At 64.6% G+C, this 10,127-nt stretch carries 11 protein-coding genes; 2 read left to right on the top strand and 9 right to left on the bottom strand.

Features of this window, described 5'->3' with window-relative positions; all coding sequences use genetic code 11:
- Window positions 1-36: 36 nt before the first annotated feature.
- The 6 genes from AKL29_RS14065 to AKL29_RS14040 all read right to left on the bottom strand — a co-directional run bounded on the left by AKL29_RS14065 (window position 37) and on the right by AKL29_RS14040 (window position 5,864).
- On the bottom strand, window positions 37-1,155 hold the full coding sequence (locus AKL29_RS14065; protein WP_016840262.1) for a cobalamin-independent methionine synthase II family protein: 1,119 nt from the start codon (window positions 1,153-1,155) through the stop codon (window positions 37-39).
- Between the two features lie 31 nt (window positions 1,156-1,186).
- Window positions 1,187-1,903: an ABC transporter ATP-binding protein gene (locus tag AKL29_RS14060; RefSeq protein WP_050384610.1), complete on the bottom strand. Its 717-nt coding sequence runs from the start codon at window positions 1,901-1,903 to the stop codon at window positions 1,187-1,189.
- A complete protein-coding gene (locus AKL29_RS14055) occupies window positions 1,896-2,648 on the bottom strand; it encodes an ABC transporter ATP-binding protein (RefSeq protein WP_050384609.1) in 753 nt (250 codons plus the stop codon). The genes AKL29_RS14060 and AKL29_RS14055 overlap by 8 nt, the downstream gene beginning before the upstream one ends.
- Window positions 2,645-3,676: a branched-chain amino acid ABC transporter permease gene (locus AKL29_RS14050; protein WP_050384608.1), complete on the bottom strand. Its 1,032-nt coding sequence runs from the start codon at window positions 3,674-3,676 to the stop codon at window positions 2,645-2,647. The genes AKL29_RS14055 and AKL29_RS14050 overlap by 4 nt, the downstream gene beginning before the upstream one ends.
- Window positions 3,677-3,683: 7 nt before the next feature.
- Window positions 3,684-4,553 (bottom strand): branched-chain amino acid ABC transporter permease, encoded by an 870-nt coding sequence (locus AKL29_RS14045; protein WP_050384607.1) that lies wholly within the window; start codon window positions 4,551-4,553, stop codon window positions 3,684-3,686.
- Window positions 4,554-4,682: 129 nt separating this feature from the next.
- Complete coding sequence (locus AKL29_RS14040) at window positions 4,683-5,864, bottom strand: ABC transporter substrate-binding protein (protein ID WP_050384606.1); 1,182 nt, start codon at window positions 5,862-5,864, stop codon at window positions 4,683-4,685.
- 378 nt (window positions 5,865-6,242) lie between these two features.
- Between AKL29_RS14040 and AKL29_RS14035 the strand changes: the two genes are divergently transcribed.
- Complete coding sequence (locus AKL29_RS14035) at window positions 6,243-6,521, top strand: hypothetical protein (RefSeq protein WP_050384639.1); 279 nt, start codon at window positions 6,243-6,245, stop codon at window positions 6,519-6,521.
- Window positions 6,522-6,581: 60 nt separating this feature from the next.
- On the opposite strand, the gene purU is transcribed toward AKL29_RS14035, so the two are convergent.
- A complete protein-coding gene (gene purU, locus AKL29_RS14030; protein WP_050384605.1) occupies window positions 6,582-7,445 on the bottom strand; it encodes a formyltetrahydrofolate deformylase in 864 nt (287 codons plus the stop codon).
- Window positions 7,446-7,580: 135 nt separating this feature from the next.
- On the opposite strand from purU, the gene AKL29_RS14025 reads away from it, so the two are divergent.
- Entirely contained in the window at window positions 7,581-8,426 is an 846-nt protein-coding gene (locus AKL29_RS14025; RefSeq protein WP_050384604.1) for a uroporphyrinogen-III synthase, read from the top strand.
- Here AKL29_RS14025 and AKL29_RS14020 read toward each other — a convergent pair.
- The gene (locus tag AKL29_RS14020) at window positions 8,423-9,400 is read right to left on the bottom strand and encodes a tripartite tricarboxylate transporter substrate binding protein (RefSeq protein ID WP_050384603.1); all 978 of its coding nucleotides are present in this window, start codon (window positions 9,398-9,400) and stop codon (window positions 8,423-8,425) included. The two genes, AKL29_RS14025 and AKL29_RS14020, sit on opposite strands and share 4 nt — an antisense overlap.
- Window positions 9,401-9,517: 117 nt before the next feature.
- Window positions 9,518-10,127, bottom strand: a 610-nt coding sequence (locus AKL29_RS14015) for an NAD-dependent epimerase/dehydratase family protein (RefSeq protein ID WP_152977591.1), incomplete at its 5' end; no start/stop codon positions are given.

The raw sequence follows: 10,127 nt of genomic DNA, 5'->3' as shown, positions 1-10,127 counted from the left end.
GGTGCTCGCGCACCATCCCGGAATGACGCTAGCGCGTCACTTCCCCCACACCTCATTCGCGACCTCGACCGCGAGCCGCAGCTTGGCCCACTGTTCTTCCTCGGACAGGATGTTGCCTTCCTCGGTCGAGGCGAAGCCGCATTGCGGCGACACCGCGAGCTGCTCGATCGGGGCAAACTTGGATGCCTCTTCCAGCCGCCGCTTGATGTCGTCCTTCTTCTCGAGCTCGCCGAACTTCGAGGTGATGACGCCGACCACCACGACCTTGTTGCCCTTGGGCAGGAAGCGCAGCGGCTCGAAGCCACCTGCGCGGTCGGAATCATATTCGAGGAAATAGCCGTCGTAATTGGTGCCGGCGAGCAGCGTCTCGGCGACCGGCTCGTAGCCGCCGGAGGAGATCCAGGTCGAGCGGAAATTGCCGCGGCAGACATGGGTCGTGATCACCATGTCGGACGGACGGTCGGCGATCGCATAGTTGATGACGCGGGCGTAGATCTCCTGCAGGCCGTCCGGATTGTCGCCGCGGTCGCGCGACTTCTGCAATTCCTCCTGCGAGCACAGATAGGCCCACACCGTGTCGTCGAACTGCAAATAGCGGCAACCGGCGTCGTAGAACGCCTTAACCGCCTTGCGATAGGTCTTGCCGAGGTCCTGATAGAATTCCTCGAGGTCCGGATAGACCTCCTTCGAGATCAGCTTGCGGCCGCCGCGGAAATGCAGCACCGCCGGCGAGGGAATCGTCATCTTCGGCGTGACATGCGCCTGGTCGGCGTATTTCTTCAGGAACCTGAAGTGATCGAGCATCGGGTGATGATCGGAGAAATCCAGCTTGCCGATCACCCTGATGGCGTCGTGCCGGGTCTGCACGCCCGCGAACTGGATGCCCATGTCGGGATGGAACAGCTCGCAACCGGTCAGATGACTGAGGAAATCGAAGTGCCACCAGGAGCGGCGGAACTCGCCGTCGGTCGCAAGCTTCAGGCCGACCGAGGCTTGCTTGTGCACGACCTTCTCGATCTCCATGTCCTCGACCTTGCGCAGCTCGTCGGCGGAAATCTCGCCCTTCTCCAATCTGGCGCGGGCCTCCTTGATCTTCGGCGGCCGCAACAAGCTGCCGACCTCGTCGGCGCGGAACGGAGGCTTGGTTCGCTGCATGGTCAACTCCCGGACGTTTCTCATGTGCCTTCTAATGTGCCTTGGCCCCGGAGACGCCGAGGTAGCGCTCGAGGACGGAGGGATCGGCTTTCAGCGCGCTGCTTGCGGCATCGTGCACGATCGTGCCGCGTTCCAATATCACAACGCGGTCGGCGAGCCCCAGAATCTTTTGCGCGTTCTGCTCGACGATGATCGAGCAGATGCCGCCTGAGCGCGTGATGGTTCCGATCGCCTTTAACAATTCCTCAACGATGATCGGCGCGAGGCCTTCGGTCGGCTCGTCGAGCAGCAGCACTTTCGGATTCAGCGTCAGGGCGCGGCCGATCGCCAGCATCTGCTGCTCGCCACCGGACAGCTGGTTACCGAAATTGTGCCGCCGCTCCTGCAGCCGCGGAAACATCTCATAGACTCGCTCGACCGTCCACGGCCCGGGCTGCGCCACCGCGGTCATGTTCTCTTCCACCGTCAGCGAGCGGAAGATGTTGCGCTCCTGCGGCACCCAGCCGATCCCGGCGCGGGCGCGCTGGTCGGGCCGCATCGCCGTGATGTCGCGGCCTGCGAGCGCGACGCTGCCGCCGAAGCGCCTGACGATGCCGACGATCGAATTAATCAGCGTGGTCTTGCCGGTGCCGTTGCGGCCGAGCAGCGCGAGCACCTGGCCCTCCGCAAGCGCCAGCGACATGTCGGGCAACACCACCGCGTCGCCGTATCCGGCACGCAGGCCCTGGATGGAAAGAAGGTCAGGCATCGGCGGCCTCGCCGAGATAGACCGCCCTCACCTGCGGATCGCGCGCGACCTCGTCGGGCGCGCCCTCGGTGAGCAGGCCGCCATTGACCAGCACCGAGATGCGGTCGGCGAACGAGAACACCAGATCCATGTCGTGCTCGATCAGCAGCACGGTGACGTCGCGCGGCAATGCTGCGACCGCCGCCAGGATGTCGTGGCGCTCGCTCTCGGGCACACCGGCCGCGGGCTCGTCGAGCAGCAGCACCCGCGGCTTGGCGGCGATCGCGACCGCGATCTCGAGCAGGCGCTGCTTGCCATAGGGCAAGGTCGAGGTGAGCTCCGTCATCACGTCGAGCAGATGGAAGCGCGACAGGATCTCGGCGATCTCGGTGTTGACGTCGCTCCGCGTCCCCATCCGCCGCCACCAGTCGCCGCCGCGGCCCATCCGTTCGGAGACCGCAAGCCCGATGGTTTCGAGCGGGGTCAGGTCGGGATAGAGCTGATTGATCTGGAAGGTGCGCGACAGCCCGCGCAGCACCCGCTTGTGGACGGAAAGGCCGGTGATGTCGCTGCCTTCGAGCAGGATGCGCCCGCTGTTCGGCGTCAGCACGCCGGTCAGCTGATTGATGACAGTGGTCTTGCCCGCGCCGTTCGGCCCGATCAGCGCGTGGCGGGCCCCCTGCATCACCTTGAGCGAAAGATCGCGGGTGACGCGAAGGGCGCCGAAGGATTTTTCGAGGCCACGTGTTTCCAGTGCGATCGTCATGACGCGTCGCTCTCCGGCACGGCAACGGCGGCCTTGCGGCCGGCGAACTGGCGGATGATCAGGTTGGGCACGAACAGCACCCAGCGATGGATGCGCGCACGGCCGACCAGCACGATCACGACCAGCACGAGGCCGATCCAGAACAACCAGTATTGCGGGGTGATGCTCTGAAACAGCTCCTGCAGCATCTTGAACACGACGGCTCCGATCAGGCCGCCATAGAGATAGCCGGTGCCGCCGATCACGAGCACCAGCATCAGGTCGGCGGAGCGCTCGAAGGAAAACACGTCGAGCGAGGCGAGCGCCGTGGTCTGGGTGAACAGCGCGCCGGCGATCCCTGCATAGAATGCGGCGAGCGTATAGACCGCGATCAGGCGGCGGTTGACCGGCACGCCGATCGCGGCCGCGCGCAGCGGATTGTTCCGGATCGCACGCAGCGACAGGCCGAACGGCGAATGCACCACGCGTCGGGCGAGCAGGAACAGGATGAACAGCACGATCAGCGAGTAGAAGAACCCGGTCTTGCCAAACATGTCGAACGTGAACAGACCGAGAATCGGCTGCATCTCGATGCCCTGCAGCCCGTCGGTGCCGCCGGTGATGTTGGAGAAGCGCTCGGCGAGCGCTTCCAGCAGCAACGCGATGCCGAGCGTCACCATCAGCCGTGTCAGGTCGACGCCGCGGATGACCAGGAAGCTGGTCAGGAAGCCGAGCAGCGCAGCAACCAGACCGGCGGCGACCAGCGCAATGACGGGCTCGTTGATGATGCCGTGCAACGCCAGCAAGCCAGCCGAATAGGCGCCGACGCCGAAGAAGGCCGCGTGGCCGAGCGAAACGATGCCGGCGTAGCCGAGGATCAAGTCGAGCGACAGCGCAAACAGGCCGAGCCGTACGATGTCGGTCATGATCAGATAGCGCGACGGGAACAGGAAGGCGCAGGCGAGCGCCAGCGCCCAGAACGCGACCTCGCTGACCCGCCAGCGCGCGCTGGCCATCGCGTGAGTGGAAACGTCTGATAGCGCCGTCATGACCGCCTCACCGTGCCGCCGTACGGCCGAACAGGCCGTTCGGACGCCAGAGCAGGATCACGATCATGACAGTGTAGATCACGAACGGACCGAGCTTCGGCACGTAATACTTGCCGGCGACATCGGCGATGCCAAGCAGCAGTGATGCCAGGAACGGTCCGGTGATCGAAGAAGAGCCGCCGACGGTGACGACGATCAGGAAGTAGATCATGAACTTCAGCGGGAAATACGGATCGAGCCCGAGGATCTCCGCACTCAGCGCGCCGCCGAGGCCGGCGAGGCCGCAGCCGAACGCAAAGGTGAAGGCGAACACCTGCGGCACGTTGATGCCGAGCCCGATCGCGGCGCGCGGATCGTCGACCGCGGCGCGCAGCCGGCTGCCGAACCGCGTCTTCGCGAGGATCAGTTGCAGCGCCAGCGTGAGCAGGCCGCAGATCACAACGATCATCAGCCGGTAACGGCCGATGCCGACGCCGAACAGGTCGATCTGGCCTTCCAGCGCCGCCGGCAGCTTGATGAAGACCCGCGACGATCCCATGATGTAGTCGACCGCCGCGACCGACATGAACACCAGGCCGATCGAGAACAGCACCTGATCGAGATGGCTGCGGCTATAGAGATGGCGGTACAGCGTGCGCTCCAGCGCGATGCCGATCACCGCGCTACCGACAAAGGCGAGCGGCAGGCCTGCGAAGAACGGCCAGCCGGAATTATTCACCAGCACGGCACAGATATAGCCGCCGGCCATAGCGAAGGCGCCATGCGCGAGGTTGACGAAATTCATCAGCCCGAGCGTCACCGCAAGCCCGCAGGCGAGCACGAACAGCAGCATGCCGTAGGCGACGCCGTCGAACAGGCTGGTGAGGATAGAGGCCATGGAGTGACGGTAAACCTGATGGTGACTCGTCATTCCGGGACAGCACTTGCGCTGAACCCGGAATCGTCTTCAATTCTCTCGAGAACCCCCGATGCGCAATCGCGCATCTGAGGTTCGCGCTTTCGCGCGTCACTTCTTGGTCTTGCCGGAATCCTTGACGGCCTCGAAGGTCGCAAATTCGACATTGTAGAGCTCGCCGTCGACCTTCTCGACCTTGCGGATATAGATGTTCTGCACGATGTCGCGGGTTTCCGGATCGATCGAGATCGGGCCGCGCGGGCTCTCCCACTTCATGCCCTTCATCGCCTCGATCAGCTTGTCGCCGTCGGTCGCACCATTGGTCTTCTTCAGCGCCTCGTAGATCAGATGGATGCCGTCATAGCCGCTGACCGCCATGAAGCCGGGGCGGTTGCCGAACGCCTTCTTGTAGGCGGCGACGAAGTCCTTGTTCATCGCGGACGGATGCGCGGCCGAATAGAGATGCGCCGTCACCGCGCCGAGCGCGGCATCGCCCATGTTGTTGAGCAGATCGTCGTCCATGACGTCGCCGGGTCCGATCACCCTGATGCCGCTCTTGTCGAGCCCGCGCTCGGCATATTGCTTCATGAAGTTGCCGCCCTGCCCGGCCGGCACGAACACGAACATCGCATCGGGCTTGGCATCCTTCATGCGCTGCAGGAACGGCGCGAAGTCCGGATTGGCGAGCGGGACCTTGACCTCTTCGACGATCTCGCCGCCGCCGGCGGTGAAGTGCTGCTTGAAGAAGGTCAGCGCGTCGTTGCCGGGCGCGTAGTCGGAGGTCAGCGTCGCGACCTTCTTGATGCCGTTCTTCACCGCCCAGTCGCCGATGATGGTGGAGGACTGCGCCAGCGTGAAGCTGGTACGCACGATGTAGGGCGAACGCTCGGTGATGATGGAGGTGCCGGCCGCCATCACGACTTCCGGGATTTTGGCCTGCGTCGCCAGTGGCGCCGCGGCGAGCGCCGCGGGCGTCACGCCGAAGCCGGCGATGAAATTGACCTTGTCGTTGACGATCAGTTCCTGCGCGAGCCGCTTGGTGTTGTCCGGCACCGCGGCGTCGTCCTTCAGGATGATCTCGATCTTCTTGCCGGCGACGGTGTCGCCCTTCTGCTGCATGTAGAGCTTGATGGCGTTATCGATCTGCTTGCCGGTCGACGCCTGACCGCCGGTCATCGGCAGGATCAGCCCGATCTTGACGGCGTCGTCCGCCCACGCCGGCATGCTGGTGCACAACCCGGGAAGCACGGCCGAAGCGGCGCCCCACAGCAACATTTTGCGACGATTGAACATCGACGTCCCTCCCCCTTCCGCTGTTCTGCATCGAGCCTTGGTCCCCGGCTCTTGCCTTGTTCTAACCCAAGCATGTCACGGCCAAGCCGCAACGCGACAAGGCGTCTCCCCGTGCCCTCTGTCAATCGGACGATGGACGCGTGCCGCGCGCGACGCGATCGGGATTGGCTGCAGAGACCAAGTATCAGGATACCAACATCGCTCCACAAGACTCAATCCGTGAGAAGCGGTCTCGCGCATTCAAGACCGCCGCCGGCCTCGATTCATTTGTACGATCGTACAAACGCAGCGGCAATGTCAACAAACAAGCACAATTGCAGCCGAACGGTCGCGCCCGAGATCATCATCCATAAAGACCAGGGCTGTATCCTGCTTCCCATGCCAATCGTCTCGCGTCCCATCGCTGTCCTGACTGCCCTCGCGCTCGCGGCCGGCGCGCTCGGGGGATGCAGCTCCATGAACCAGAAGCTCTCGGCCGGCATGGCCGATACCATTCCATCCTGGGCCGGCGGCCTGCCGGCGGATGCGCCGCCGCGGCCGGGCACCCCCGAATACGACAAGTTCATGCAGGATCGGGAACGCAAGCGGCTGATGCCTGCGGCCCAGCGCGGTGACGAAGCGAAGCCGGCAACCGCACCGCAGGACGCGGCCCGCTGAGCGCACGGTCGGCCGGCCGCAGAGCGCGCATCGCCTTGTGCGGGCCGAGTGAAGCGCGGATCAGTCCACGAACACCACGGTCTTGCATCCGTTGAGGATGACGCGATCGGCGAGATGGTAGCGGATCGCGCGCGCCAGCACCCGGCGCTCGATGTCGCGCCCCTTGCGCACAAGATCCTCAGGCGTGTCGCGATGGCTGATGCGCTCGACGTCCTGGTCGATGATCGGCCCCTCGTCGAGATCGCTGGTGACGTAATGCGCCGTGGCGCCGATCAGCTTGACGCCGCGCTCATGGGCCTGGTGGTAGGGCTTGGCGCCCTTGAAGCCCGGCAGGAAGGAATGATGGATGTTGATGCAGCGGCCCGACAGCCGCGCCGACATCTCGTCCGACAAGATCTGCATGTAGCGGGCCAGCACCACGAGATCGGTCCTGGTGTCCTGGGCGAGCTTCCACACCGCGTCTTCCTGTTGCCGCTTGGTCTCCTTGGTCACCGGCAGATGATGGAACGGGATATCGCCGAAATCGAGCGAGCCGTAGGTCTCGCGCGGATGATTGGAGACGATCGCGGTCGGGATCATTTCGAGCTCGCCGGTTCGCCAGCGGTAGAGGATGTCGACCAGGCAGTGATCGGACTTCGACACCAGCAGCATCACCCGGCGGCGGCTGGCGCGGTCGCGCATCTGCCAGTCCATGCCGAAACGTTCGGCGATCGCGGCAAAGCCGGTCTGCAGCGCCGCGAGCTCGACCGCGAGGTCGGCCGCGGTGAACACCACGCGCATGAAGAACTTGCCGGTCTCCACGTCATCGAACTGCTGGGCGTCCAGGATGTTCTGGCCGTTATGGGCGAGAAACGTCGAGACCGCCGAGACGATCCCCGGACGGTCCGGACAGGACAGGGTCAAAACGAATTGATGGTCGGGCATGCCAATTGACCAAAGCTTGAGCAGACTGGTGGAACGGTCATTTTCGGCCCCCGTCTACACCGCAGGCGGCCTTGCGCCAATCCCGGCGCGGGGGTCAAATCGAACAAATGACGACAATGTTTGTTAGGGACCATCATGGCTGAACGGCTGAACGGCTACCGCATCCTGATCCTCGAAACGCGCGAGGAAGCGCAGTTTTCCCGCCTGCTCGCCGAGCAGGGCGCCGACGTGCTGCAATGCCCAGCCTTCACCATCCACGATGCGCCCGATCCGGCGCCGATCGAGGCCTGGATTCGCCGCGCCATCGAGCGGCCGCTCGACGACCTCGTGCTGATGACCGGTGAAGGCCTGCGGCGGCTGATGAAGGTCGTGCGCCGGCTCGGGGTCGAGGCGGAGTTTGTCGGCAGCCTCGCCAAGGCGCGCAAATTCGCCCGCGGCCCCAAGCCCGGCCGCGCGCTGCGCGAGATCGGCCTGGAGCCGCAAATGACGACCGAGAAGCCGACGTCGGAAGGCGTCGCCGAAATGCTGTCGAAGCTCGACCTGACCGGCCATCGGCTCGGGCTGCAGCTCTATCCGGACAAAGATCACGCCACCCTGATCGGGGCGATCAAGGCACAGGGCGCCGAGGTCGATACGGTGCTGCCCTATGTCTATGATGCACAAGCCGCCGACGCCAACATCGTCACCGCGATCGAGGAAATGGCGCAGGGGCGCATCGATGCGATCGCGCTGACCAATCTCGGCCAGGTCCGCCGCCTCATCGAGGTGGCACGGGCGCGCGGTTGCGAGGACAGGCTACGCCAGGGATTCGAGCGTACACCGATCGCTTCCGTCGGACCGGCGGTGTCGGACGAGCTCAAGTCCCACGGCCTGCGCACCGACATCTACCCGGCCGAAGACGCCTTCTTCATGCGGCCGCTGATATCGGCGATGGCGGCGGCGCTTTCAAAAAATCCGCCACGAGCGGCAGCGCGAAGCTAATCAACCTTGGCGCCGGCGAACTTGACCACCTTGCCCCATTTCTCGGTCTCGTCGGCCACCAGTCTGCCGAAGTCGGCAGCCGAGCCCGGCAGCATGATCGCGCCGATCTCGGTAAAGCGCGCCTTGGCCTTGGGATCGGCGAGGATTTCATTGACGGCCTTGTTGAGCCTGTCGACGATTTCAGGCGGCGTATTCTTCGGCGCCGCAAGGCCGTACCAAGCGCTCGCCTCGTAACCCGGCAGGAAGTCGGCAACCGGCGGCAGGTCCGGAAGCACGTCCGAACGGGTCGTGCTGGTGATCGCAAGTCCGCGCAGCTTGCCGGATTTGACGTGCTCGGCGCAGGTCGGAAGATTGTCGAACATCACCTGCATCACGCCGGACAGCATGTCGGTGAGCGCCGGCGCCCCGCCCCGGTAGGGCACGTGCTGCATGTTGATGCCGGTCAGCATCTTGAACAGTTCGCCCGACATGTGGATCGTCGAGCCGTTGCCCGAGGACGCCATGTTGAGCTTGCCGGGATTGGCCTTTGCATAGGCGATCAATTCGGGAATCGACTTGATTGGCAGCGAGGGGTGCACCACCACGACGTTGGGAAAGCGAATGATGCCCGCGATCGGCTCCATCTCGCGCATGAAGTCGAACGGCAGCTTCTGGTAGAGCGTCGCGTTGATCGCATTGGCCGGCGCGACCAGCAGCAGCGTGTAGCCGTCGGGCGCCGCGCGCAGCGCCTGCTCCGTGGCGATGTTGGTCCCGCCGCCCGGCCGGTTCTCGACAATGAAGGATTGCCCGAGCTTTTCCGACAGCCACTGTCCCATCAGGCGCGCCGTCAGGTCCGCCGAACCGCCGGGCGTATAGCCGATCACGAGGCGAACCGGCCGCGCCGGATAGGTCTCGGCAATTGCATTTCCAAATGTGAGCGGAAGCGCAGCCGTAGCGGCTGCAAGTTGCAGGAACTGGCGGCGTAGAACCTTCATGATGTCTCCTCCGACGCACTGGCGGCTCTTGCGGCACGCTTGGGCACGGGCATCCTAGCCGCGTGGCGTCGCCAAGCCGACAGATATTCTCAGTCAGAGGGCGGGAGGTTCACCGCGTCACTTCGTCTCGCGCAGATAGGCCTGGTACGCGAGGGCGATGCCATCCTCGAGCGAGGTGGTGACGCGCCAGCCGAGCCTCGCCAGCCGGCCGACGTCGAGCAGCTTGCGCGGCGTGCCGTCCGGACGCGACGTGTCGAAGCTGATCTCGCCGCCATAGCCGACGGCGGCCGCGACGACGCGCGCGAACTCGGCGATGGTGATGTCCTCGCCGGTGCCGATATTGACCAGTTCGGGCGAGGAATAGGTCTTCATCAGATAGACGCAGGCGTCGGCGAGATCGTCGACGTAGAGGAATTCGCGGCGCGGCGTGCCGGTGCCCCACACCGCGACGTTGCCCGCGCCCGAAACCTTGGCCTCGTGGAAGCGGCGGATCAGCGCGGCGACGACGTGGCTGTATTCGGGGTGATAATTGTCGCCGGGGCCGTAGAGATTGGTCGGCATCACGCTGATGAAATCGGCGCCGTACTGGCTGCGATAGGCCTCGGCCATCTTGATGCCGGCGATCTTGGCGATGGCATAGGGCTCGTTGGTCGGCTCCAGCGGGCCGGTCAGCATCGAATCCTCGCGCAGCGGCTGCGGCGCCAGGCGCGGATAGATGCAGGACGAG

Origin of the sequence: Bradyrhizobium pachyrhizi (assembly GCF_001189245.1) — a bacterium.
GTDB lineage: Bacteria > Pseudomonadota > Alphaproteobacteria > Rhizobiales > Xanthobacteraceae > Bradyrhizobium > Bradyrhizobium pachyrhizi.
The sequence above is the reverse complement of the archived record's forward strand: the minus strand, read 5'-3'. Positions and strand labels throughout refer to the sequence as shown.

Excerpts from the sequence above, each read along its gene's own strand:
- AKL29_RS14035 (WP_050384639.1), top strand. The coding sequence starts at position 6,243 with ATGCCAATCGTCTCGCGTCCCATCGCTGTCCTGACTGCCCTCGCGCTC.
- purU (WP_050384605.1), bottom strand. The coding sequence starts at position 7,445 with ATGCCCGACCATCAATTCGTTTTGACCCTGTCCTGTCCGGACCGTCCG.
- AKL29_RS14040 (WP_050384606.1), bottom strand. The coding sequence starts at position 5,864 with ATGTTCAATCGTCGCAAAATGTTGCTGTGGGGCGCCGCTTCGGCCGTG.
- AKL29_RS14065 (WP_016840262.1), bottom strand. The coding sequence starts at position 1,155 with ATGCAGCGAACCAAGCCTCCGTTCCGCGCCGACGAGGTCGGCAGCTTG.
- AKL29_RS14045 (WP_050384607.1), bottom strand. The coding sequence starts at position 4,553 with ATGGCCTCTATCCTCACCAGCCTGTTCGACGGCGTCGCCTACGGCATG.
- AKL29_RS14025 (WP_050384604.1), top strand. The coding sequence starts at position 7,581 with ATGGCTGAACGGCTGAACGGCTACCGCATCCTGATCCTCGAAACGCGC.
- AKL29_RS14050 (WP_050384608.1), bottom strand. The coding sequence starts at position 3,676 with ATGACGGCGCTATCAGACGTTTCCACTCACGCGATGGCCAGCGCGCGC.
- AKL29_RS14060 (WP_050384610.1), bottom strand. The coding sequence starts at position 1,903 with ATGCCTGACCTTCTTTCCATCCAGGGCCTGCGTGCCGGATACGGCGAC.
- AKL29_RS14055 (WP_050384609.1), bottom strand. The coding sequence starts at position 2,648 with ATGACGATCGCACTGGAAACACGTGGCCTCGAAAAATCCTTCGGCGCC.
- AKL29_RS14020 (WP_050384603.1), bottom strand. The coding sequence starts at position 9,400 with ATGAAGGTTCTACGCCGCCAGTTCCTGCAACTTGCAGCCGCTACGGCT.